Genomic DNA, 24981 nt, shown 5'->3' with positions numbered 1-24981 from the left:
TTTAAAACTAGTTGCGTGTTATACCAAAGAAACAGAAATAAACGCATGAACGAACGTAAATAGCTACTTTATATGAAACACATCCTGTATGCCATTCCCTTGTTATTGTTTAGTCCCTATGGGGCTTTCTCTTCAAACAATACTCAACTCTCTTCAAAAAAAAAATTCGACAACCCTAATTTATTCCCCACAGCGTTTTTTAGCTTGCAAGACTCGATGATCACCGTTCAAGGTTCTGTCAAAGACGAGCGCAGCCAAGCCCTCCCAGGTGGTATCGTTTCCGTAAAAGGAGAAACCCTCAATACCGTATCTGACGAGCAAGGTCTATTTACATTAGAGGTGAAACCGGATGCCACGTTGATTTTTAACAAAACTGATTTCGCACGACACGAAGAGCCTGTGAATAACCGGAGCGAGATACATGTCATACTAAAAATAGCGGAAGCGGATTCATCAGCCGCAACGGATTCCGTACCCGGCACGGGGGATACCACCGGTACAGATACGACTGTTATGGATACTACTGCCGCACCGCTGACATCTCCGGTTTCTCCGACAACACCCATGACATCAACTGATTCTACTGCGAATCCTCAAAACGTCGTCCAAGGTACCGTTAGTGACAAAAATGGCCCTATAACAGGCGTTACGGTATCCGTAAAAGGACAACCGACCTCCGCGGCAACGGATGAACAAGGTCGGTTCAGCATCCCAGCCAATACAGGCGATATACTGGTGTTTAGTGCTGTTGGTTATAAGGAATATGAGGAACCGCTCAACAGCAGAGAAAAAATAGAGGTGTTGCTGAGTGAAGAATCAAAGACTATTGAATCTGTACAAGTAGTGGCTGTTGGGTATGGCACGATGGAACGTGCGACATTAGCCAGTTCGGTATCCAGCATAGGAGCAGATGAGATCGAAAACGAGGTGCTTCCCAGTATTCCGCAAGCTATCCAAGGAAAAGCCGGCGGAGTCCAGGTGACGCAGAAATCCGGTTCACCTGGGGGCGGGCTTAGCATCCGGGTACGTGGTACCACTTCGATAAATGCGAGCTCCGATCCCCTGTACGTCGTAGATGGTATTCCGGTAAACAGTACAACGAACTTTACCGGCGGTTCAGATTTCAATTTCGGCGGAGGTACACAGGGTATCAATGTTCTTTCGTCGCTCAACCCTGCTGACGTACAGTCTGTCGAAATACTAAAGGATGCAGCCTCCTCTTCTATTTACGGTGCTAGGGCAGCCAACGGTGTCGTCCTCATTACGACTAAAAAAGGAGAACCCGGCACAAGCCAATTTCATTTCAACATGTACGAGGGGTATTCGGAAATGCCATCCGAACGCAAATATGAAATGATGAATACTGCACAATACCAGGACTACATGCGGGATTATTATTTTTTTAGAGAACAGGACGATCCTACATCTACCATGCCAGACCAAATTTTAGCTAATCCTCATATCAACACGGATTGGCAAGATGCGATGTTCCGGAAGGCCGGCACAAGAAGCTATGAACTTTCTGCCAGCGGGGGAAGTGAAAACACACAATATTACACATCATTGGGCTATATGCGACAAGGCGGAATCATGCTCAACTCTGATTTTAACAGAATCAGCGGTCGAATAAACCTGAACCACCAACACAATGAAAAACTAAGGTTTGCAACGGCAATTAATGTGACGCGAGCGGAAAATGACCGCATACAGGAAGAAAATTCAAAGGAAGGTCCAACGAAAACAGGTATTTTCTCTCCTCCCAATATACCGGTGTACGACAATAATGGAGGGTACGCTTATGACCAGGTCAGCCTGTCACGAGAAAATCCCATAGCTATGCTCAATTTACCGGTAAACAATGCACAGACCTGGCGCGTGTTGGCAAATGTAAGCGCTGAATACCAATTTGTTCCGTCATTAACATTGAAAACAAGTTTTGGAACCGACATCAGCTTTATCGACGAGACATTTTTTATGCCGCCCAATGGAATCCGCTCATTTGCTAGTCAGGGTGGTATCGGCGCACGACGCAATACACGCGACCAGCTTTGGATCAACGAAACAACATTAACGTTTGACAAACTATTTGGCGACCACCAGCTCAATGCATTGGGTGGATTCTCCGTGCAGGAATCCCGACTGGAGTTTGTCCATGGACAACGTTCCAATTTCCCCTCCAATGATATCGAGCATATCAATGCAGGTGGTGTTATCACACGGGCAGATGCATATCCAGAAGAGTGGGCTATTGCCTCCGCTTTTACGCGTGTAAATTATAATTATAAAAAGAAATATATCTTAACAGCCAATTTGCGTACGGATGGATCATCCCGTTTCGGTAGCGATAACCGATGGGCAACGTTTCCCTCTTTGGCCGCGGCATGGCGTCTATCAGAGGAAGACTTCATACAGAACCTTCCTGTTATCAGTGATTTGAAACTGCGGGCTAGTTGGGGTATTACCGGTAATCAAAATATCGGCAACTATGCTAGCTATTCCCTTTACGCGGGTGGAAACAACTACTTGGGGATGCCAGGTTTTATTCCATCGGTTTTAGGCGACAGAAACTTAAAATGGGAAACAACGGCGCAGACCGATGTCGGAATTGACGTTGGATTATTTGATGATCGAATTTTCCTTCTAGCAGACTATTACCATAAGAAAACTTCGGACCTTCTTATTGGTGTGCCAATTCTGACCAACTCTGGCTACGTGAACCGATTTACTAACTCCGGTGATATTGAGAACAAAGGATTCGAATTTGAGTTGACTACGCGCAACCTAATCGGCGATTTTAAATGGACCACGTCTTTAAACATGACCTTCAACCGCAACACGGTTTTGGCACTACCCGACGGAGTCGACCAAATCTTAGGTGGTGTAGGCAGTCTGAATATCGCTATGGCGGGATTACCTTTAGGTTCTTTTTACGGTTGGAAAATGATCGGTGTTAATCCCGAGACCGGTATGATCGACTACGTGGGACAAGACGGTCAACCGACTACACCGACGAGTGACGAGGACAGACAGATCATCGGCAATCCGCACCCAGACTTCTTCGGGGGTATCACGAACACCTTCCAGTATAAGAACTTTGATTTTAGCGTAATGGGGCAATTTACTTACGGCAATGAGATGTTCAACTATACGTTAGCTTCGGGACTGGAGGGCTATAATGCCAGTTCAAATGCTTTCATCGATTGGGTAGATCGCTGGCGTCAACCGGGTGATATTACTGACATGCCTCGTCCGAGTCCAGGTAGTTTCGATAACGGCGCCATCTCCGATCGGTTTGTGCAGGACGGTTCTTTTTTCCGTATACGTAACATTACACTAGGTTATACGCTTCCACAAGCGGTGACAGAACGGATGAAGGTAAATAGGCTTCGGGCCTACATCACCGTGCAAAACGCGTATGTATTTACCAAATACCGCGGCTTCGATCCGGAAGTAAGCTCCAGTCATGGTGGCGCCAACACGGGGCTTATCTACGGATATGACTATGGTAGTTATCCTCAGCCACGCATATTTACCGCCGGTGTTAATTTATCTTTCTAATCTATTAAATGTAACATACTTATGAACACGATACATAAATTATTTTTGTCCGCTTCACTGCTCGTTAGTTTTACATCCTGCGAGAGCTTCCTTGATCGGGAGCCACTTGCGCAGGTCACGCAAGACGATTATTTCAATTCGGAAACCAATGCTAATTCCGCTGCAATAGGGATGTACCGCACGATGACCAGCTCGTTTACCTATGGACAAACGATGGTTATAGTACCCGAGTTTTCAGCGGGCCATGTTTCCCACGCCGCGATATTTCCAGAATACGAAAATTTTAAAACACACGAGGTTACCGCGACCAACCCGTGGATCGCGAATGTATGGCAAGGGATATACGCTACAATCAACGCGGCCAATAACATCATCGCTCGCGTATCCGAAATGCCCGAAAACACCATTTCCGATGAAAAGAGAGCACAACTTATCGGTGAAGCTAAATTTGTTCGTGCTTTGAATTATTTCTTCTTGGTACGGGCTTTTGGTCGTGTACCGTTAAAATTAACAGCGACTACGGAGGACGAAGATATAGCTATTCCCCAGTCTGAACCTTCTGCCATCTATGAGCAACTGGTAAAAGATCTTGTCGAAAGCATTACAGAACTTCCTGAGGCGCACGAAACTACCGAAGCAACCAAAGGTAGAGCGACAAAGGCTGCGGCACAAGCGCTATTAGCCAAGGTTTATCTTTATCAAGCATCTATTACAAACGATTATGCCTTAGCTGCAAGTACAGCAGCGGAAATAATTAATGCAGAAAACTTTCAATTAGCAGACGATTTCAGTACTATTTGGGCATCCGAAAATTCAGCTGAATCCATTTTTGAGTTGCAATTTGATGATCAAACAACCAATACCCTGGCATCGGTAAGTAATGATAATGCCAGTATGCTTTTCTATGTAAAAGACGAGTCTATCCGAGAACTATTTGAGACTGGCGATAAAAGACAAGATTTCTCTATATTTCAGGGATCAAATGATCGTTACTATATGGGAAAATTCCCCAACGCGACCCCACCAACTCAGAACCTGCCCATCATCCGTCTGGCAGAAATCTTACTCATTCATGCAGAAGCGGAAGCGAGGGTTAACAATAGTGTAAGCGATGCCGCATTCAATTCACTTCAACAAGTATTGACACGGGCGGGCGTACCAAGAAATAAGGGCGATTTTACTTCTGTAGATAGTTTCGTCAAGTTTGTACAGGAGGAAAAGGAACGGGAACTTCTCTTCGAAGGCGAAACATGGTTTGATTTCTGCCGAACAGGATTAGCGATGGAAAAGTATGAAACGTTAACAAACGAAAATCAGTTTGTTTATCCAATTCCTACAGCGCAAATCAATCTCCGTCCGGATATCCTAGAGCAGAACCCGGGATATTAGCAACAAAGGGCAGACGCGAGTGTCTGCCCTTCTATATTATGATTTAAACTTACTTGCCAATGCGGCTAATTTACTGGCCATATCGGTTTCGGGTGTTTTCGCTCTCCTTTGGTCATCATGACGCTTGCGTGGAGGTGCGGGCTTTTCATCGGATTTCATCGACAAGCCAATGCGATTTCGTTTCTCATCTATTTCAGTTACAGTCACCATAACATGCTGTTGTACCTTAACAACCTCATTCGGATCAGATACAAAGCGATTGGCTAGCTGGCTTAGATGCACTAAACCATCTTGGTGAACACCGATGTCGACAAATGCCCCAAAATTGGTGATATTTGTTACAATACCAGGCAGTTTCATACCAATACGCAAATCGCTGACGCTGTTAACGCCGTCTGTAAACTTAAACTCTTCGAATTGTTCACGCGGGTCACGTCCGGGTTTGGCCAGCTCAGCTATAATATCGTTTAGGGTCGGTAGTCCGACTTCTGCCGAAACGTATTTCTTTAAATCTATCTGCTTGCGCAATGCCTCGTTTGTCAGTAAATCCTGTACATTGGCTTGAAGATCTTTTGCCATTTGCTCCACCAGTGCATACCGTTCAGGGTGTACAGCAGAACCATCCAACGGATGTTCGCTGTGACGGATACGGAGGAAACCTGCCGCTTGCTCAAAAGCTTTATCCCCCAAACGTGGAACCTTTCTCAGTTCCTTCCGCGACTTGAACGGCCCATTTGCCACCCGATAATTCACTATTTGCTGTGCGAGGGACGGTCCGAGTCCAGATACATACGCCAAAATCTGCTTAGATGCTGTATTCAGTTCCACACCTACGGCATTCACACAGGAAATGACCGTATCATCCAACGAGCTTTGCAGCTTGTTTTGATCGACATCGTGCTGGTACTGGCCTACCCCGATAGATTTAGGGTCAATCTTCACCAGTTCCGCTAACGGATCCATTAATCGTCTTCCGATAGATACCGCTCCGCGAACCGTTACATCATAGTCTGGAAACTCTTCCCGGGCCACATCCGAAGCGGAATAAATCGATGCGCCGGATTCATTCACCATGACGACCGTAACATCTTTTAAACCTAATTTTCGGACAAATTCTTCTGTCTCACGACCGGCAGTACCATTACCAACAGCAATCGCTTCCACATCGTAGCGTTTCACCAACAATTCTATCGTTTTTGCAGCTTCCGCTAAACCCCCTGCGCCATTATGCGGAAAGATCGTCGTATTCTCCAATAGTGCGCCCTGGGCATCCAACACGACCGTTTTACACCCTGTACGGAACCCCGGATCGATTGCCAACAATCGTCTCTGTCCCAAAGGTGCCGCCAGCAGTAATTGACGGACATTGTCTGCAAAAACGCGGATGGCTTCTTCATCTGCTTTTTGCCGGGTTAATACCCGCACCTCGGTTTCCATGGATGGCTTCAGCAATCTTTTATAACCATCCTGCAACGCGAGTCGTACTTGCGCGGCAAGATCATTATTAGCTTTTATATAGATTTTCTCCATAGCCGAAAGCACCATTTCCTCGTCTACAGCAATGTCAAGATAGAGCATTTCCTCTTTCTCGCCACGGCGCATGGCCAACACCCGGTGAGATGGTGCATTTTGAAGTGGTTCCGACCACTCAAAGTAATCTTTGTACTTCAACGCATCTTCTTCTTTTCCTGGGACGACACGCGAAACAAACTGTCCTTTATCCAAAAATATCTTCCTGGATCTTGCCCGTACCTCGGCATCTTCCGCAATCTGCTCTGCGATAATATCGCGGGCACCTGCTAAAGCTTCTTCTTCCGATGCCACGCCCTTCTCCGAATCGATAAAATCGGCAGCTAATACCGATATGTCGTCTTTCTCTTGTAAAAGCAATCTATCTGCCAACGGCTGTAACCCTTTTTCTCTCGCCATCGAAGCCCGTGTTTTGCGTTTCGGTTTGAACGGCAAGTAAATATCCTCCAGGATGGCTATCGTCTCCGCTTCTTGAATCTGCTGTTCCAATTCGGATGTTAATTTCCCTTGTTCCGTGATAGATTTTAGTACCGTTTCTTTGCGTTTGTCCAGATCGCGTAATTGCTGGACACGGTCACGGATGGTGGTAATCTGTACCTCATCTAAGCTTCCGGTCATTTCCTTACGATAACGGGCGATAAACGGAACGGTTGCCCCTTCGTTTAATAAGCCGATAGTGATGGAGACCTGACGGCTATTTATCCCCAGTTCTTGCGAAATAATAATTTCGTATGCCATATTTAAGTAAATGTAAAAAAGGAAAGCTGTAGGGTTACCAACAGCTTTTAGAATGGTTATTATATGCTAATAAATTTAAACATTTTTAGGCTGCTCCTCGTCGTCGGAAGGCTTTTTATTGGTTTGCGCAGACTCTCCCTCTGTCGTGTCCGTAGTATCTCCTTCATTTGAAAAGTGATCACTGTACCCGTAAGTATAATGTTCATCTCCTGAAGAGGGCTGCTCACCGTGATGATGTTGTACTGTGTGCTCCGGTGTCGTAAACTTAGGAAACTCTTTCTTCGCATCCTCTTCCACGTCAACAGCATCTTTGTCTTCTTTTTGTTGCTGTTTAATCTCTTCCGAGATTGTCTGGGATTTGGTTTTGGTCGCAGGTGTATCCTCTACCGTAACATCTAAATCTTTTTCAAAATTATTTATCTGATCGGAAATTTCCCGCTTTATGCCATCCGATGCGTCTTTAAATTCACGAATTCCGCGCCCCAATCCTCTCGCTAATTCGGGTAATTTCTTCCCGCCGAACAACAGTAAAATGACGATGACAATAAGCACCATCTCCTGTGTACCGATATTCAAGAATCCTAAACTCATTTTATCCTTCTCCTTTTAATCTTCTTAACAAGCAACTAAGGTAAGTCTTTTTACTTTTTTTACCTCAAAAAAAGTAAAAAAACCGACCGAAGGAGCTCATGAATACCAAATTTTAAACCTGCTGCCCGCAAGCTGGGACCCGCTACGCTCACGTCCCGAGGTTGCAAACGCGTATCCAAAGGGCAACCTTGAAACATACGAAATCTTTAAAAGCGAAAGCTCTGCAACATCAAGTATTAATAAGAGGTAATGCAAAACTTAACTATATTTGCAGACTCGAATATTGGCGCACTCGCGAAACACTATGTTACATCATCACTACAAACAAAATAAACATTTTTACTGGAGTGCCTTTGCACTTGCAGGACCTGTTATCATTTCTCAACTGGGCCACACATTGGTACAAACAGCAGATACGATCGTCGTTGGTAAATTTGTGGGAACAATTCCTTTGGCGGCGGTATCTCTTGTACATTCAGTATTTATTGTTGTCATGGTTATTGGTCTCGGCATTTCCTATGGTCTTACGCCCCTTATCGCACAAGCACACGGACAAAAGGACGAAGCGTCTTGCGGAATATTATTATCTAGCAGTTTTTGGCTGAATATAGTGACAGCGTTCGTGTTGTTCTTCGTCATTCAATTTGGCGCTACCTATGCTATGGAACATCTCGACCAAGACCCTCGTGTGGTCGAAGCTGCAAAACCCTATTTGTTCGTGTTGATGCTTTCGATTATCCCATTGATGGCATTCAACGCCTTCAAACAGTTTGCCGAGGGCCTTGGATTTACCCGACAAGCCATGAATATCACGATTTGGGGCAACCTACTGAATATCATACTATCTGTGGTATTGGCTAAAGGAATGTTCGGCATTCCCGCCATGGGTATTGTAGGCGTGGGGTATGCTACCTTGATTGACCGAGTGTTAATGATGTTGGCGATGTCTTTTTATGTACTGCGTTCGAAACGGTTCAGTCCATATACAAAAACATTTTCATTTTTTCACGCGGAACTTTCCCGGATAAAGAGCATTTTTAAAATTGGTGCTCCAATGGCCCTGCAATATGTCTTTGAGGTTGGCTCCTTCGCCGCGGCGTCGCTCATCGCAGGAAAGATTGGGGCGTTAGAACAGGCTAGTCATCAAGTTGCCATTACGTTGGCTTCCATGACCTACATGATGGCCAGCGGAATTGCGTCGGCTGCGACGATCAAAACGGGTCACAGTTATGGAAAAAGAAACATGAGGCGGGTAAAGAAGTTTGCGACCGCTTCGTATCACCTTGTTATTGTATTCATGTTGATCTGTGCGATAATTTTTGCGGTGTTTAATCAATATTTACCAAGAATAATCAGTGATGATCAGACTGTTATCAGCATCTCCGCGCAACTGTTAATTATCGCAGGACTGTTTCAGCTGTTTGATGGCACACAAGTCGTGGGGCTAGGTGTCCTGCGTGGAATGGGTGACGTCAATGTTCCTACCTTGATCACTTTCGTTGCGTACTGGATTGTTGGTATCCCTGCGGCATACCTTATGGGTATCTATTTCAACATCGGGGTGCAGGGCGTTTGGTACGGGCTTTCTCTTGGGCTATTAACCTCTTCGATATTGTTGTATATACGCTACCGGAGCATTATCCGCCAGCGAATGGATAGGTTTGGGTAGGTTGGTTGCATTTACTGGTTCGGCAAATTAGAAAACAAATTCTCCATAAATACGTTGTATTACAAGAAACTAAAACAAAATGTGATATGGACAAGTTGAAAAAATTCGATCTGATGGCGAAAATTGTCAGAGAACTAGAAGACGTACGAAATAGTCAGCAGGCTGTTTTAGAAAAGATAGGCAAAATTGAAGTCGACAATATGGAGTTGGGAGATAAATTAATCGAGTCCAAAATGCCAGATATCTATCAGCGGACCGCAGATAACGCCGATTCGATTCGGGAAATCTTGGAATCTTTCCAGGAGAAAACGGAAGAATACAGCGAAAAGAACAATATCGATAGACTGCGCGAACAAGACACTATTAACAATGTTAAGTAATGAAAAATGGCGTGCACAATACACGCCATTTTCGATTGTTTAAATCTCCCGATTTATATCCCAATTTTCTAAATAATCCGCGACACGTTTCAGGAAAGTGCCTCCCAACGCGCCATCAATGATGCGATGATCGTAAGACATAGACAGATACATCATATGACGGATAGCGATTACATCACCATGCTCCGTTTCCAAAACAGCTGGTTTTTTCTTAATCGTTCCAACAGCCAAGATTGCGGCCTGAGGTTGATTGATGATAGGCACGCCCATTATATTGCCGAAAGCACCAATATTAGTGAACGTAAAAGTTCCGCCCTGCGTATCGTCGGGCTTCAACTGATTCTGCCTGCTACGATGTGCTAAATCATTAACCGTTTTGCTTAGCCCGACAAGACTTAACTGGTCGGCATTTCTGATAACAGGGACAATCAAGTTGCCAGACGGCAATGCTGCGGCCATACCGATATTGATGTTTTTCCGCTTGATGATTTGATGTCCGTCAACGGATACATTAACCATTGGAAAGTCACGTAACGCTTTGCTGATAGCTTCAATAAAAATGGGGGTAAAAGTAATATTTTCGCCTTCCCGCTTTTTGTAGCTATCCTTTATCTTATTTCTCCAATTGACCAAATTGGTTACGTCTGCTTCTACGAAGGAAGCCACGTGTGGCGACGTTTTAACGCTATGCACCATGTGATCCGCGATGAGTCTACGCATGCGATCCATTTCCACAATTTCATCACCAGGTGTTACAGCTTTCGCGACGCCTTCCCTTTCTTGCTTTTTTTCTTCCATGGGAATCGTCCGTACGTGCGCTGATGTCGTTTTAGGAGATTCCTCTGGTGATCCGATTCCCCGATAATCTGTTGTGCGCTTGGCGATATAATCGAGTATGTCCTGTTTTGTGACCCTGCCTTCTGCCCCTGTACCTCGGACGCTATCCAGCTCAGCCTGACTAAGCCCCTCTTCCTGCGCAATATTTTTTACTAAAGGGGAGTAAAAACGCGTACCAGAATGTAGAACCGTCTTATCGCGTTGTTCCTGATCCAATAGTTGCGCACCTGGAACATCCAGTATGGGAACGTCTTCTTCGTCCGTAGCAGAAATGGCGCCTGGATACTCTTCCTTTATCGTATCCTGCTCAACTGTATCTTGGGATATTTCCGGCTGCGGTTCGGACCCTGCTTCTTCTCTCCCGGAAGCATCCGTTTCGTCGACTACTTCTCCCTCTATCTCAATCCACGCGATCACTTCACCCACTTGGGCTATTTGGTTCTCTTCGAAAAAAATCTTGGCTAACTTTCCTGTAACCGGAGCGGGAACGTCAGAATCCACTTTGTCTGTCGCTATTTCCACAATTGGATCATCCTCCTCAACCGAATCTCCGATTCCTTTTACCCATTTCGTGATGGTCGCTTCGGAAACACTTTCTCCCATCCTTGGAAGCACCACTTTATATATACCCATATTGACCTAAGTTCATTGAATGATCTACTAAATTAACATTTAATCTAACAAGTTCAATTAAACAAAACATAATATTTTATAATGAGTCAAAAATAAAATATTATTTCAATATATTCCAAAGCATCGTTAATCCTGCTATAACGGTACGTTCAATATTGATCGCTCTATCGTTTTTAAAATGGAACGTTTGTGTTCGTGTTTCGGATTTCCCAGAGACGGCTATACAGACTGTACCAACCGGTTTTGTTTCGGTTCCTCCACCGGGTCCGGCAATACCACTTGTGGCGATAGCATAATCCGTCCCGAATACACGCCTTGCCCCTTCCGCCATTTCTTTAACAGTCGGCTCGCTGACAGCGCCATATTGTGTTAATGTGTCGGGCAAAACGCCTAGAACATCCATCTTGGCCTGGTCAGAATAAACAACTGCAGCGCCTTGAAACATTCCGCTGGCACCCGGAACTGCCGTAATCTGTGCTGAAATGGAACCGCCGGTGCAGCTTTCAGCAGTGGAAAGTGTAACATCTTTACGCGTAAAAGTGTGTACTAAAACTTCTTCAAACGAACGATTGTCGACCGAAACAACATGATCCTTTACGCGTTCCACCACCTGTTCTTTAAAGCGATTAGTTAAAGTTGTCAAAGCTTCCATATCCGTTCCCCCGGCTGTGAAACGCAAACGTACCATACCGATTTTCGGAAGATAAGCTAATGTAATATATGGTGGCAAAGCGTCTTCTATATCGCCGATCTGTTCGGCCAAATGGGACTCACCGATACCAACCGTTAACAAGTAGGTGTTATAAATAAAGACATCACTTTTATATACCTCGCGCAACCTGGGCAATACGCGGTTTTCCATAAGGAACTTCATTTCAAATGGTACGCCAGGCAAAAAAGCGAAATATTTACCATCGCGTTCAATCGCCATTCCTGGCGCTGTTCCCACATCATTAAACAAAACAGTTGCATTTGCTAGCACCTCAGCTTGTCCGATATTTATAGCAGGCATGTTTTTTCTACCCGCACGGCGAAAAATCGCTTCCACATGTCTCAATACAGCCTCATTATGTACCAATGTCGTTCCAAAATAATCAGCCACTGATACCTTCGTGACATCGTCTCGAGTAGGCCCCAACCCACCCGTCATGATGATTACATCGGCACGCTCTTCAGCCTGTCGCAAAGCTTGCTTTATCGCGTGCCTTTTGTCCGAGATCGACGTCATGTGGATAACAGGAATATGCAACGCACCAAGATGCCTAGCAATCCACGCCGAATTAGTATCCACTACCTGTCCGTTTAATAGCTCGTCCCCTATCGTAATGATTTCTGCTTTCATTTTTATTTAAGTCTAATGTGCAAATTCAGGAACGAATCTCTCCCCCCAATTGTACTACCCCCAATTAACACTTAAATGTGGCATCCGGATATTTGAGGTATGTAGAAATTCATCCTTAGTACGATCCCTTATCTCAACTATCCGAAGCCACGAATTTTTTGGTTCTTTTTTAAGGAAAAAAAGAACGATAAGATTATCAATATCTATAATGACTCTCGCGTTTCGTCAATTTCAAATCTTGCAATATCGATGCTTTAGCACGGATGGTAATATTATAACTTTGGTATTGTCCAAAAGGTGTCCAACCCACTGACATATCCCAACAGTGCAAATCACGATAAATACTAAACCGCGTAAGCGAGAGGGCTTTTTGCCTAAGATCATAGCCTGTATTAAATTGTACTTTCCATTTCGGTGTAACGTTAAAATCACCATTTATATTAACCGTCGCGGTGATGTTATTCATCATCCGTCTTTCTTCGCGATTCCAAGCCTTATTGTAATTCATACTGAAAGAGCCATTTAAGTTCCAGGGAATATTAAAATCGACGAATGCATTGGGATCGGTACTGATACGTGCGAGCGCATTTGCCTGCTCCGCTGTCATATTGGGCATTTGGTTACGGAGAGAATCGAGATTATCATTCCGGCTTTTATTGGCGTTGGGGTTAAGGCTGTAATCAAACGACAAACCGAAATTAGTAAGTCGCGCCAGATTTCCATCCTGGATAGCAAACCTATTGATCTTTTGCCCCGTCTCTGGGTTAAAGGCGTAAGGATCAAACGTACCATTAAAGTTTAAGTTTATCTTTTCTTTGAACAGCGAAGTACGCCCTGAGAAGCTAATATTAGAGAGTTTTAAGGAGTCTGCCATAAAATTATAGTTCCCACTGAAGGTCAGACCCTGTATAATTTTCACTTTTCGAAACGCTTCGTTGCCTGTGGTATCGTTGTTGTTCCGGACTTTGGCCTCGATATTGTTATCGACCGAAAAACCGATACCCATGGATTTACCGGAACCCGGCCCCCCAAAAATGCCACCTTCAAAAATAGAGTAACGTTCCACCACACCATTATCATTTACAAAATCTCGATAAAAACCATAACGAGCGTCCGAGAAATCGGGGCGATAGTTGAGGTTAATTGATGGTGTAATGACGTGTCGAATAGCTTCGATTTTTCCCATTTTAGGATACATACCATAAACCTTTGTCGAAAGACCCGCCGACATGGAGTAGTCGTAAGCACGCTCGAAACCGCTCACCGTGTCACGCATTGCAGAAAAACCGTTGACCTCGTTGATCAACTTTTTACGCACACTTTGCAGGTACCAGCGTTCTGTATAGTTTATGGAGGTGTTAAACTGAAAATATTTGAAAGCATTTAAACTTAAGCTGATCGGTATATTATGTTGAAATCCATTGGTAAAATCGTTTAGTGCTTCTTTTTTAAAAAGTAGCGAATCTGCAGTAGATATCGTATTTCTACCTTGCAAACTATATCCCACGGTAATCCGCTGATACCATTTTTGATCGCCCACGCGATCTTTAGAATCGAAAGGGTTAAACGTGGATACGTTCAAACTAAATGATGGTAGTTCCAAATCTACCTGACCTGACGCCATATCTTGCCGATGACTTAAGTTGGCTGTAAAATTCACCTTCCCATCTGCAAACACTTTACCATATGCAATCGAAGACGACATATTGTTCCGCGTCAGGTCTTCCATCGAGTTTTGTTGATTAAAACCCGTATTCCGGAAATAGGAACTGGTACCAAAATTAACAGAAGCAGAAAAAGAAGTCCCGGGATTGGCTTCTTGTCGCTGCGTGTGGTTCCACGTTACGTTAAAGTCACGATTGACGCCATAATTATCTGTGCCCTCTACCCCCGATGGCGTAGAAGCATAACGGATGTTAAAACCGCCACTAAACTTATAATTGACGAGATAGTTGGTACGAACACTTGCTTCCCATGCGCCTTTAGAGTATAGACTTCCTCTAATCTCAGAATCCCAGTAGTCATTAAATGCTAGGTACCACCCCATATCACGGATAGAAAAACCACGCGTCGCGTCCTCTCCAAAAGAGGGGAATAGAAGTCCAGAAGACCTTTTATCGTTCTTGGGAAAGAAACCGAAAGGAATGGCTATAAATTTAATCGGAATATTTTCCACCACGAGAAACGCTGGTCCTACTATAATATGATTTTTCGCCAATAGGCCTTTTGTAAACTGAATGCCGAAGTGCGTATGCGGATAGGGTAAATTACATGTACTATACATCCCTGTTTGCAAAGAAAGTTCATCGTATAAATTCTTTCGGACTACTCTCGCCTGGATATAAGCTCCATCTTCCTCTGTCATGATACCATAGGTATTTCCCTCCCTGGTTTTATAGTCATATACTAAGGAGTCTACCGATTTGGGGCTCTCTCCCGGAAATATAACTACCGGACGACCGATGTAATTGCCGTTATGATCTATGACTCCGCTAGCAAACAGCTGATTGGTATTTCTATCCAACCGGATATAGTCAGCGGCCAATTCAAAGTCTTGGTATTTAACTTTTGCACCGTTATAAAGGTGAAGCATATTTTTACTTACCTCATTCCAGGAGGAATCGTTAGCAACAATAGTAACCATGGTTTCCAGGCCACTTTCATCCTCCATCATCACGGTGTCTTGACCTTGTGTTTCCTTTAAATGGTTTCTGGTGGTATCTGCTAACGTTGTTGAATCGGTAGCTCTTGTCGTGTCGACCTTATTTTTTACGCTATCAGGAACAATTAATAAGGTATCTTGAACGTTAGATAAAGTGGCTCTTGAAGACGAAGCAATTTGTGCATCGGAGCCCGAGATGGCCACAAATAAGAACAAAATGCTACAGAAAAAACAAGTTAGCGTCTTCAATGTTAATTATGAATGTTATTTTTGTGTTTACTAAAACTACCTGTCGGCAAAAATAGGCAAAAAAGATTTAGAAAGCGCGACAGACAAACGTTAATAAAAAATAAATTTTAGACTACCTTTGTAGCATATTTTAAACGAGGATATACAAGGATATAATACACATGACGAGAAATTTAAATGTAAAAAGGCTGACCTTATTTGTGGCTACGATTTTTACGTTGACGGTAACAACTTCATCCATTACTCCTCTCGCTTCTCCCGACTCGCCCCCAAGGCAGGAACCAAAAGCTGCCGGACAACCGGTCCGTATGATCGTGCTTGACCCTGGTCACGGTGGAAGAGACCCTGGCGCAAGAGGCGCGAGATCTAATGAGAAGGATATTGCCCTTCAAGTGGCTTTAAAGCTAGGAAAAAAAATAGAAGATGAGCTCCCTGGAGTAAAAGTTGTCTACACACGTAAGACCGATATATTTATCCCGTTGTACGAGCGGCCGGCGTTGGCAAACAAACATAAAGCGGATCTTTTTATCTCCATTCATTGCAATGCCGCCGCAACGCGCCGGTCGCCCGCCAGGGGGACAGAAACGTTAGTGTGCGGATATAATCGTCTAGGACAACAAGACGCTGCTATTCGGGAGAACGCTTCGATTTTGTTAGAAGACAATTACGAAGAAAACTATGGTGGCTTTGACCCGAAGGATCCATCTAGCATGATTGTCTTCCAATTGATGAAAAACCAATACCGTAGGGAAAGCATCAAATTGGCTTCCCTAATGCAGGACAAGTTCTCTACATCCAATCGTCCCGACAGGGGTGTTAAAGAGCAATCTCTAGCGGTACTTTCTACCGCGGGTATGCCGGCTGTGCTGACCGAGCTTGGTTTTATGAGCAGCTCTACCGAAGAAAATTATATGTTGTCAACGGCGGGTCAAAAAGAGATAGTTCAGAACTTATTTGATGCAATTAAAACGTACAAAACCGCGGCTGAACGATAAACATTTGTTACATTCGTTTGTTGTTAAACATATAATGGATTTAATTTACCCAAGCTAGATATATTTTGAAAATATCAAACGAAACGAAAGTCGGTATTATTACCGTGGTTGCGCTCACCCTCTTGTTCATAGGTTATAATTTCTTGAAGGGAAATGATGTGTTTTCCCGTGAAAACGTGTTTTACACGGACTATGACAATGTGGATGGTTTAACCATCTCTAAACCTGTCGTCGTCAGCGGTTACCAAATCGGACGTGTATCGGAAATGAGACTTTTGGAAAATGGCAAGATCCGTACGCACTTTAAAATTAAAAGTGAGTATGATATCCCTTCCAATACAGTTGCCCGCATTGTAAGCGCTGACCTTTTAGGAAGCAAGGCCATTGTATTCCAGTTGGGCAATAGTAAAACCATGGCGAAAAGCGGCGATCCGCTCCTATCGGACGTACAAGCAAATTTATTGGAGAAGGTGGAGCCCCTGCAACTAAAAATAGAAAACCTCGTCGTCAAGTTAGACTCCGTACTTTCTGCGGTGAACACAGCATTAGATGTTGAGTTTCAGCGTGATTTTAAAAGCAGTTTACGCAGTATTTCCATTTCGTTGCGAAACATGGAAGCGATTACCAGTGATGTGGAAGGATTGATGGGGTCGGAAAAAATCCGATTCGCCAGAATCATGCAAAATCTCGAGTCCATTACCAATAATTTCCAAAAAAATAACACCAAAATCAACAATATTCTTACAAATCTAGACAGCTTGTCCGATGACCTTTCCAAGACAGAAATCAAGTCAACGATCGACAACGCTACTCAGGTCATGAAAAACGTGGAAGTTATTACCACCAAGATTAATAATGGCGAAGGGTCTATCGGCTTATTATTAAATGATGAAAAACTTTACCATAATCTTAACCACGCTTCCGAAAGCCTTGATAACTTAATTAAGGATGTAGAGGAAAGGCCTGGCAAATATATCCGTCTAAGTATTTTCGGAAAAAAAGATACGAAATAATCATAACAAAAGGGGTTCGAGCTTATTACTCGAACCCCTTCTGTTATAAGGTCTCCTTCAGCCAGCCAAAGAACTCGCGTTGCCATACCAGCGCATTATGCCCCGAGAGTACCCAATGATTTTCGTCTGGAAGATAAACCAAACGACTTTTGATGTTTTTTAGCTGGGCGGCTTGGAAAGCTGCCAAACCCTGTCCTATTGGCACGCGGTAATCTTTCCCACCCTGGAAAATTAAGATCGGTGTGTTCCATTTATCTACATGCGTTATGGGATTAAAATCTGTATATGTTTTCGCATTGTTTTTATCCCAATATGGCCCACCTAAATCGTGATTCGCAAAGAATAGTTCTTCTGTTGTTCCGTACCAAGACGTCATGTCAAACAACCCACAATGCGAAATAAACGATTTAAATCGGCCTTCGTGCACACCTGCCAGCTGAAATACTGAATATCCGCCGTAGCTCGCGCCAACCGCAGCGATGCGCGCATTATCAACGTACGGTTCCTTCGCTAAATCGTCGATCGCCGACAGATAATCTTTAATCGCCTGGCCACCCCAGTCTTTAGAGATATCCTCGTTCCATTTCACACCCCAGCCTGGCATTCCCCGACGGTTTGGCATAATCACGATATAACCTTGCGAGGCCATCAGTTGGAAATTCCAACGATAGGAATAGGTTTGTGTCAACGCGCCCTGCGGGCCGCCCTGGCAATACAACAAAGTCGGATACTTTTTAGTAGGATCGAAATTTGGTGGATAGATAACCCAGGAGAATAGTCCTTCACCATCCGAGGCCTTGGTAAAGCGTCCTTCTACTTCTGTTTCTGCTAAATGGCTGTAAATATTGTCGTTTACCTTGGTGATAGCTCCCAAAGCTCTCTTTTTGAAATCGTAACGATATATTTCCGCAGCGCGCGTCATGGTCGTAGATGTCACAATTAAACCGCCATCTACCTCTCCGACAATACCCGCAATATCGAATTTACCTTCACTGATTTGCGTTATGCTGGACAACGTATTCTGCGTAGAACTTTTCGGCAGCTCTACTTCAAACAGCTGTACCGTGCCACGAACCGGAGCTGTAAAATATATCTTCCTACCATCTTTGCTCCATATATAGGAATTAACCGTTCCGTCCCAGTGTGCCGTCAAATTTTTGCGTTGTGTTGTTGCCTTATCGAAAATGATAATATCATTTTTATCAGCTTCGTAGCCGTCAGTTTTCATGCTAAGCCAAGCTAGTTGCTGCCCGTTCGGACTATATATAGGATGTGTGTCATAACCGTTCATGCCCTCCGTAAGATTAGTGGTTACTTTGCTGGCTACATCGTATCGGTATATATCCGTATTGGTGCTGGAGGCATATTCTTTCCCAAATCTCTTCTTGCATACATATAGTACGGCTTTGCCATCTGGCGTCCAAGTAAAATCGTCCGCCCCCCCAAAGGGCGCTTGCGGACTGTAGAACGGTTCGCCTTCCAAAATATCCAACGGCTCTCCCACCTTACCGTTATCATAAGGGGCTATAAACGGATGACTAAAACGACCATCATTAAAAGTATCCCAATGTCTATAATCTAAATCGTCATAAATATAGACATCTGACTTGGGTAAATCGCTGTATTTATCTTTACTGTGGTAAGGATGAATGAGCACGGCCCGGCTAAAGAGGATCTGTTTCCCATCTGGGGATAACTTCACATTTGCCAACCCACCTTCTATATCTGTTAGCTGTTTCGCTTCGCCCCCGGCCAACGGTTTTGACCATAACTGTTCTTTAAACAGATAAATGACTTCGCCATCGTTATTTATCTGGACTACTGATTCACCACCTTCTTCCTGCGTGAATTGGACTGGTTCTCCTCCTTTTATTGGAATGACATAGAGGTTTTTTTCTGATTTATTCTCGCCGAACGTATAATTGGATACACCGTACACCAACCATTTGCCATCTGCCGATAGCCCTTCTGCTGATACACGTCCCAGTTCCCACAGTTTTTCCGGGGTCATCACTTCTTTTTTCAAATGATATACTTTATTTGTTGTCACCGGTCTTTTTACTCTCATATTCGAATTCTCCTGTCCGAAAGACAAGGTACTCACGATCATAGTACAGGCTAAAATTGAAATTTTATCCATAAAGTTTGTTCTTTTTCATCGCAAGATAGGAAATGTAGCTTCGATTTAAAAATCGAGTTTTCTTTATAATTTTTTTGTGTCGCTCAAGCCGCGGCATAGCTTATACTTTTTTTCTCTCAAAAAAAGTCGTCGCTTCAGATATTTGAGATCACGGATAGTACTAAGGGCGAATTTCTACATACCTCAAATATCTGGATGCGACAAGTAAAGTTAAGGAGGGGTTCATGCAATTGTATTCCCCCCTATTAACCTAGTAATCCCATATATAAAAATTTTGAAATTGCAGAAATATTATTGACGCACTATCTCTCCATTCAAAACTATTCTCGATGCGGGAGAAGTGCGGGGTAGAGGGTCGCATCAAATTTTAAAGTGGGGAGTTTTATGAACTTGTGTTTACTTTGGTGTTCATGAGCTCCCGTTGGTCGGTTTTGCTTCTTTTTCACGGGGAAAAAGAAGAGAAGAAAGTTATTTCCTCTCAAACTGATACCAATTCACGCGAATGGATAGCCTCATCAATAAAGCTAGGATCACAAACACACCTATTGTACCGACAATCAGAGAATAATCCTGTAACTGCATCAATGAGTAAATAAAGACGTAGAAGGCAGAAAGGATACCGCTGAAAATAAACGCAATCTTTTTGTCTCTTGTGATACCAAAGATAAATGATGAAATGAGAATAATCGTGGCTAACGCAGCAATCAGATAAGCAAAGTTAAACCCAATATACTCACTTAATGACAATAATAGTGAATAGAACAGCACCATAGCACAGCCAATTAATACATATTGGACAATATGCACCCGTTGCTTCTTAATGACTTCGGTGAAGAACAACGACGTAAACGTTAAAAGCACCACCAAAATACCATATTTAGCAACGCGTGTGGTTCTTTGGTAGTTATTGACAGACTCTAGAAAATTGACTTGTACCATATCTTGTTCTGTAGATAGGTGCACATTTGGTTCAGAAGAAGCGGAATAGGGCACTGTTGTAGCAGTAGCAGGATAATAATCTGCATCGGTGACCTCATAGTTCATTATTTGGTACATACGACCTCGCGCCCCTTTCCACTGCTGTGGAAATTTTCGGCTGAAGCTCGGAATCCGCCATTTGGCCGTAAAGTCCTGTTCTGAAATAGCCCGATCTTCCGGTAAAAATCCGCCGTTAAAGCTGGGGTTATCCCATGTACCAGAAACGACTATGCTGGTCTCGTTGCTGGTCGGAAAAACAGTCAGATTTCGCGATCCTCGTATATCTAAATTTATCTCAAATTCGTTTTTAGTCGATCTATCCGATAAATCTACATTGGCGACCATCGTCTGCTCAAAGAGTGCCACATCGGCATTACCAACTTCAAATTCCACCTCATCCTGCCCCATGCTCAGTTTCGGAATCGCTTTTATACCTTTTAGGTCACTTAGTCCAATAAATACCTTTGCGTTTTCCCATGCTAGATCCTCCGGATTCAAATCCAGTCTGACCAAGTCTATTTCATCGAATTCGCCACGCAACGCCACTGTTGCGTTATAAACGACCGTTTGATAGATCCCTCGCTTCAAATAGGTGGGCTCTACTGTAGATTCCACATCGAGTTTTTTCGAAACGAGAAAGACGTAATCTTTTTCGACATGGTTTTCTACGGTAATTTTACCCTTTTCATCGGTGGTGTTCACGCTATAGGAATAGGTATAGGGGATTCCAATAACAGGTCCGGAAACAACTTGTTTATCACCCCATTTGCTGGCTATTTCGTTGCTGACGGACTGATCCCTGTTTTTACGTTCTCTTATTAAATCCTTGACGCTCTCCATGGGAATAAGCAAGAGCAGAACCAAAAAGAGAATAATCCCTAATTTCAAGATGACAGAATTAGCCAACCGTTCAAAAAAGGTAGGTTGAGACGGTGGAAATGCGGGTGGATTGTTTTGATTTTCCATGTTTTTTTGTTTTTAAAAGTACTTTGAATTTCAAAGTTTGTGGGTAAAAAAATTATTTATATTGTTGTTTTATTAAATTTTCTAACGCTGTCAAATGGTTTTCAAAGGCTTTGACACCCTTTTCAGTCCGCTCATATCGCGTATTGGGCTTTCGATCAACAAAACTTTTCTCTACGCTTATATACCCCTCTTTCTCTAACGTTTTTAGATTGGACGCCAGATTGCCATCGGTCACTTCCAACGCTTCCTTGAGCGAACTGAAATCGTACGAATCATTTGCCATAAGTACGCTCATGATCTGTAGACGTATACGATTTTCGAATACCTTATCATATAGAGAAAAATCCAAACCCACTACTACTCGTATCTTTTATGTACAATGAAACCATAAATGATGTGCAATACGCCAAATCCAACCGCCCAAAACCACAATCCATAGCCAGGGAACAATAACGCGAATAATCCTAACAAAATCTCCAGTACGCCTAGCCAACGTACTTCTTTAAAGGTGTAAATACCTCCAGATGTTAAAGATAAACCATAAAAAATAAGAAGTGTTGCACCTATTAAACTAAAATAACCTTTTGAAAGCAGCACTAACGAGAACAGTCCGCCTGCTATCAATGGAATCGCCATGGCCAGTAGCATCGCTTTACTAGATGGATTCCAAATGTGCTGACGATTCTTCTTTGCTTTTTTACGTGCCATCCAAAGACCTGTAGTTAAAGAAGCAATTAAAACGGTCAGCGCGATACCCATGAGGTTATTAATAACAGCTGGCTCGGTAACATAATGGTCCCGATAATTAAAGCGACTATCGAAACCGTATACGACAACATAACCTGCCGCGGCTCCAAGCAATGCGTAAATACCGATCAGTACTCCAGAAAGTCCCGAAATAGATAACACCTTGGACGATTTTTCCATCATCGAGCGGATATGCCCTATTTCTTTTATTAAATCCTGCTGATCCATATGTGAATAATAATGTATCTATTTATCTCCTTCAACAACTATCTGTACAAACAAATAAAGTACTTTGAAAAACAAAGTAAATGAATACAAAGCATTTATACAAGCGTAAAATATGTTTTTTTTATTTTTATAAAATAATCCAAAAAAATCTTGCAAGATAACAGGAGGCTTACTATCTTTGTGCCACAATAAAAGTCCTAATAACTGCGGAAGTGGCGTAATTGGTAGCCGCACCAGACTTAGGATCTGGCGCCGAAAGGCGTGGGGGTTCGAGTCCCTTCTTCCGCACTTGATGTCCTCCCGAACTTAATAAACTCGGGAGGATTTTTTTTGTAAAATGCGTAAAAGCGAAACGAGAGTATGAATATTTCACACCAAACAGTTGACGACGTCAACGCGAACATCAAGGTTGAACTAGCGCCCGAAGATTACAACCCTTCGGTAGATAAAGCTATTAAAGAACAAGCAAAAAAGGCTAAGCTGCCAGGTTTCCGTCCAGGCATGGTTCCTCCGGGACACATCAGACGTACATACGGGAAATCGATCTTATTGGATGAAATCAATAAGTTGGTCAACGATAAGATTTCGGAATACATCAGCGAAAACAAACTGGAAGTTTTGGGACAACCTCTTCCTGTAGAGGATGATGCCGATGCGAAATATAACTGGGATTTTAACGACACGTTTGCCTTTACATACGAAATTGGTATCGCGCCTGAATTCGAAACACCGTTCTCTAAAGAAACAGCGTTTACAACTTACGACATCAAGGCAGATGATGCTACCTTAGCGGAGCGTGTTAAAAATCTTCGCCGCAGCTACGGTAAAATGACGAACCCGGAAGTTTCTGAAGAAGGAGATGTGCTATACGCCACGTTGAAACAAGTCAAGGAAGAAGGTATTGAAAAAACAACTTCTGTACGTACCGATATTATTGAGGACGCGAAAACTAAAAAGGCTTTGACAGGGTTGAAACAGGATGATACGGTTAAAATCGACATCAAAAAGGCCTTTAAAGTAGCGGATATCGCGCGCATCTTAGGCATTACCGAAGATGAGGCGGAAAATCTAGATGTAACAAAGTTTGAGCTGACTGTTAAAAACATCAACCGTTTGGAAGAAGCCGACCTAAACCAAGAATTCTTTGATAAGTTATTCCCTGCGGGTGATGTGACAAAAGAAGAAGAGTTCGAAGCTAAAGTAAAGGAAGAAGTTGAAGGTCTTTTTAAACAAAATGCCGACCAGAAGTTACGTAACGACATGTATACTTATGGTATGGAGAAAGTCGATGTCAAATTCCCAGAGGCATTCTTGAAAAAATGGCTGAAAGCGACGAATCCTAATATTTCCGATGAGGAACTGGATGAAGGTTTTGCTGATTTCTTAAGCAACTTGAGATGGACAATCATTGAAAACCGCATCGTTACAGCAAATAACTTGGAAGTTAAGTATGACGAAGTGATTAACTTGGCGAAAGAGCGCATCTACGCGCAAATCAAGATGTACAACATCAACGACGAGCCTACAGATGAACAATTGGGCCAATATGCTCTTCAGTTGTTACAAGATAGAGAACAAGCAAACCGCCTTTTCGAAGAAGCAAAAGCCCTTAAAGTTTTTGATTATCTAAAAGAAAACGTAACGTTAAAACCACAGGAGATCTCTTACGTAGATTTCGAAAAGTTGGATAAAGACAGCAAATAAGCTGTCTTAAAAATACCACAAATAAAGGCTACCTTTTTGGGGTAGCCTTTATTGTTTTTTTGAAAGATGTTACAGATTAGACAAGCTCTACCCACTGATGCAAATGCAATAGCGCCCATCATGTTGATGGCCATGGAAGATATTATTTACTATTTTATTGGTGAACGCCACCAGCAAAAAGCAATAACTTTTCTGGCACACCAAATCGCGCAAACTGGGAACCAATACAGCTACGAACATATCATCGTCGCGGAAGAAGATGGGAGCATCATCGGACAAATCTGTCTTTATCGCGGAGATGCGCTAGAACAGTTACGTGCGCCTATCCTCTCCTATTTAAACGCACATTTTAATAGGGAACTGAACTTCGGCAATGAAACACAGGCTGGGGAAGTTTATATTGACACCCTAGCAGTATCAGCTGCTGCACGGGGGAAAGGCATTGGAAAAATCTTATTGCTTTACGCCATTGATCTTTTTGTATATAGACAAAAAGAAGTGTTAGGTTTATTGGTAGACAAAGAAAACCCAAAAGCACAGAAACTCTATTTAAACATGGGCTTCAAACCTGTACGGGATGTCGAGCTCTTCGAGAAAGAATTAACGCACTTACAGTTTTCGTTGCCGTGACT

At 43.2% G+C, this 24981-nt stretch carries 17 protein-coding genes and 1 tRNA gene; 9 read left to right on the top strand and 9 right to left on the bottom strand.

What is annotated here, in order from left to right:
- The first annotated feature begins 72 nt into the window (after positions 1 to 72).
- Together C5745_RS18415 and C5745_RS18410 are read left to right on the top strand one after the other, a co-directional pair.
- A complete protein-coding gene (locus C5745_RS18415; RefSeq protein WP_105718485.1) occupies positions 73 to 3558 on the top strand; it encodes a SusC/RagA family TonB-linked outer membrane protein in 3486 nt (1161 codons plus the stop codon).
- Positions 3559 to 3579: 21 nt separating this feature from the next.
- On the top strand, positions 3580 to 4947 hold the full coding sequence (locus tag C5745_RS18410) for a RagB/SusD family nutrient uptake outer membrane protein (RefSeq protein WP_105718484.1): 1368 nt from the start codon (positions 3580 to 3582) through the stop codon (positions 4945 to 4947).
- A 36-nt stretch (positions 4948 to 4983) separates the two neighbouring features.
- Here C5745_RS18410 and C5745_RS18405 read toward each other — a convergent pair whose 3' ends face one another.
- A complete protein-coding gene (locus C5745_RS18405) occupies positions 4984 to 7215 on the bottom strand; it encodes a Tex family protein (RefSeq protein ID WP_105718483.1) in 2232 nt (743 codons plus the stop codon).
- 75 nt (positions 7216 to 7290) lie between these two features.
- The gene (locus C5745_RS20750) at positions 7291 to 7806 is read right to left on the bottom strand and encodes a Sec-independent protein translocase subunit TatA/TatB (protein ID WP_105718482.1); all 516 of its coding nucleotides are present in this window, start codon (positions 7804 to 7806) and stop codon (positions 7291 to 7293) included.
- A 304-nt stretch (positions 7807 to 8110) separates the two neighbouring features.
- On the opposite strand from C5745_RS20750, the gene C5745_RS18395 reads away from it, so the two are divergent.
- Both C5745_RS18395 and C5745_RS18390 read left to right on the top strand, forming a co-directional pair.
- Complete coding sequence (locus C5745_RS18395) at positions 8111 to 9475, top strand: MATE family efflux transporter (RefSeq protein WP_105718481.1); 1365 nt, start codon at positions 8111 to 8113, stop codon at positions 9473 to 9475.
- 86 nt (positions 9476 to 9561) lie between these two features.
- Positions 9562 to 9855 carry a hypothetical protein gene (locus C5745_RS18390; RefSeq protein WP_105718480.1) on the top strand — a complete coding sequence of 98 codons (294 nt, stop codon included), beginning with the start codon at positions 9562 to 9564 and terminating at the stop codon, positions 9853 to 9855.
- A 39-nt stretch (positions 9856 to 9894) separates the two neighbouring features.
- Here the strand turns inward: C5745_RS18390 and C5745_RS18385 are convergent, their stop codons facing one another.
- The 3 genes from C5745_RS18385 to C5745_RS18375 all read right to left on the bottom strand — a co-directional run bounded on the left by C5745_RS18385 (position 9895) and on the right by C5745_RS18375 (position 15578).
- Complete coding sequence (locus C5745_RS18385; protein ID WP_105718479.1) at positions 9895 to 11325, bottom strand: dihydrolipoamide acetyltransferase family protein; 1431 nt, start codon at positions 11323 to 11325, stop codon at positions 9895 to 9897.
- A gap of 100 nt (positions 11326 to 11425) precedes the next feature.
- Positions 11426 to 12667, bottom strand: a complete 1242-nt coding sequence (locus C5745_RS18380) for a competence/damage-inducible protein A (protein WP_105718478.1) — start codon at positions 12665 to 12667, stop codon at positions 11426 to 11428.
- A gap of 196 nt (positions 12668 to 12863) precedes the next feature.
- Positions 12864 to 15578 (bottom strand): putative LPS assembly protein LptD, encoded by a 2715-nt coding sequence (locus C5745_RS18375; protein WP_243403391.1) that lies wholly within the window; start codon positions 15576 to 15578, stop codon positions 12864 to 12866.
- 161 nt (positions 15579 to 15739) lie between these two features.
- Between C5745_RS18375 and C5745_RS18370 the strand changes: the two genes are divergently transcribed.
- Complete coding sequence (locus C5745_RS18370; protein WP_105718476.1) at positions 15740 to 16573, top strand: N-acetylmuramoyl-L-alanine amidase family protein; 834 nt, start codon at positions 15740 to 15742, stop codon at positions 16571 to 16573.
- A 65-nt stretch (positions 16574 to 16638) separates the two neighbouring features.
- Complete coding sequence (locus tag C5745_RS18365) at positions 16639 to 17586, top strand: MlaD family protein (protein ID WP_105718475.1); 948 nt, start codon at positions 16639 to 16641, stop codon at positions 17584 to 17586.
- A 43-nt stretch (positions 17587 to 17629) separates the two neighbouring features.
- Here the strand turns inward: C5745_RS18365 and C5745_RS18360 are convergent, their stop codons facing one another.
- The 4 genes from C5745_RS18360 to C5745_RS18345 all read right to left on the bottom strand — a co-directional run bounded on the left by C5745_RS18360 (position 17630) and on the right by C5745_RS18345 (position 22645).
- Positions 17630 to 19726 carry a S9 family peptidase gene (locus C5745_RS18360; RefSeq protein WP_105718474.1) on the bottom strand — a complete coding sequence of 699 codons (2097 nt, stop codon included), beginning with the start codon at positions 19724 to 19726 and terminating at the stop codon, positions 17630 to 17632.
- Between the two features lie 468 nt (positions 19727 to 20194).
- Positions 20195 to 21670, bottom strand: a complete 1476-nt coding sequence (creD, locus tag C5745_RS18355; protein ID WP_105718473.1) for a cell envelope integrity protein CreD — start codon at positions 21668 to 21670, stop codon at positions 20195 to 20197.
- 52 nt (positions 21671 to 21722) lie between these two features.
- Positions 21723 to 22025 carry a winged helix-turn-helix domain-containing protein gene (locus C5745_RS18350; RefSeq protein ID WP_105718472.1) on the bottom strand — a complete coding sequence of 101 codons (303 nt, stop codon included), beginning with the start codon at positions 22023 to 22025 and terminating at the stop codon, positions 21723 to 21725.
- Between the two features lie 2 nt (positions 22026 to 22027).
- Positions 22028 to 22645, bottom strand: coding sequence for a hypothetical protein (locus tag C5745_RS18345; RefSeq protein WP_105718471.1), 618 nt, complete (start codon positions 22643 to 22645; stop codon positions 22028 to 22030).
- Positions 22646 to 22851: 206 nt separating this feature from the next.
- Between C5745_RS18345 and C5745_RS18340 the strand changes: the two genes are divergently transcribed.
- The 3 genes from C5745_RS18340 to C5745_RS18330 all read left to right on the top strand — a co-directional run bounded on the left by C5745_RS18340 (position 22852) and on the right by C5745_RS18330 (position 24979).
- Positions 22852 to 22933: transfer RNA gene (locus C5745_RS18340), tRNA-Leu, on the top strand.
- A 72-nt stretch (positions 22934 to 23005) separates the two neighbouring features.
- Positions 23006 to 24349: a trigger factor gene (locus C5745_RS18335; RefSeq protein ID WP_105718470.1), complete on the top strand. Its 1344-nt coding sequence runs from the start codon at positions 23006 to 23008 to the stop codon at positions 24347 to 24349.
- A gap of 66 nt (positions 24350 to 24415) precedes the next feature.
- A complete protein-coding gene (locus C5745_RS18330) occupies positions 24416 to 24979 on the top strand; it encodes a GNAT family N-acetyltransferase (RefSeq protein WP_105718469.1) in 564 nt (187 codons plus the stop codon).
- Positions 24980 to 24981 lie beyond the last annotated feature (2 nt).

This window comes from Sphingobacterium haloxyli (assembly GCF_002980525.1).
Lineage (GTDB): Bacteria > Bacteroidota > Bacteroidia > Sphingobacteriales > Sphingobacteriaceae > Sphingobacterium > Sphingobacterium haloxyli.
Note: the sequence above shows the minus strand (reverse complement) of the source record. Positions and strands in the feature narration are given on the sequence as shown.

What these genes read in the sequence shown, in the direction of transcription:
- C5745_RS20750 (WP_105718482.1), bottom strand. Translation starts at nt 7,806, where the DNA reads ATGAGTTTAGGATTCTTGAATATCGGTACACAGGAGATGGTGCTTATT.
- C5745_RS18410 (WP_105718484.1), top strand. Translation starts at nt 3,580, where the DNA reads ATGAACACGATACATAAATTATTTTTGTCCGCTTCACTGCTCGTTAGT.
- C5745_RS18390 (WP_105718480.1), top strand. Translation starts at nt 9,562, where the DNA reads ATGGACAAGTTGAAAAAATTCGATCTGATGGCGAAAATTGTCAGAGAA.
- C5745_RS18395 (WP_105718481.1), top strand. Translation starts at nt 8,111, where the DNA reads ATGTTACATCATCACTACAAACAAAATAAACATTTTTACTGGAGTGCC.
- C5745_RS18380 (WP_105718478.1), bottom strand. Translation starts at nt 12,667, where the DNA reads ATGAAAGCAGAAATCATTACGATAGGGGACGAGCTATTAAACGGACAG.
- C5745_RS18330 (WP_105718469.1), top strand. Translation starts at nt 24,416, where the DNA reads ATGTTACAGATTAGACAAGCTCTACCCACTGATGCAAATGCAATAGCG.
- C5745_RS18370 (WP_105718476.1), top strand. Translation starts at nt 15,740, where the DNA reads ATGACGAGAAATTTAAATGTAAAAAGGCTGACCTTATTTGTGGCTACG.
- C5745_RS18405 (WP_105718483.1), bottom strand. Translation starts at nt 7,215, where the DNA reads ATGGCATACGAAATTATTATTTCGCAAGAACTGGGGATAAATAGCCGT.
- C5745_RS18360 (WP_105718474.1), bottom strand. Translation starts at nt 19,726, where the DNA reads ATGGATAAAATTTCAATTTTAGCCTGTACTATGATCGTGAGTACCTTG.
- C5745_RS18335 (WP_105718470.1), top strand. Translation starts at nt 23,006, where the DNA reads ATGAATATTTCACACCAAACAGTTGACGACGTCAACGCGAACATCAAG.
- C5745_RS18385 (WP_105718479.1), bottom strand. Translation starts at nt 11,325, where the DNA reads ATGGGTATATATAAAGTGGTGCTTCCAAGGATGGGAGAAAGTGTTTCC.
- C5745_RS18415 (WP_105718485.1), top strand. Translation starts at nt 73, where the DNA reads ATGAAACACATCCTGTATGCCATTCCCTTGTTATTGTTTAGTCCCTAT.
- C5745_RS18345 (WP_105718471.1), bottom strand. Translation starts at nt 22,645, where the DNA reads ATGGATCAGCAGGATTTAATAAAAGAAATAGGGCATATCCGCTCGATG.
- creD (WP_105718473.1), bottom strand. Translation starts at nt 21,670, where the DNA reads ATGGAAAATCAAAACAATCCACCCGCATTTCCACCGTCTCAACCTACC.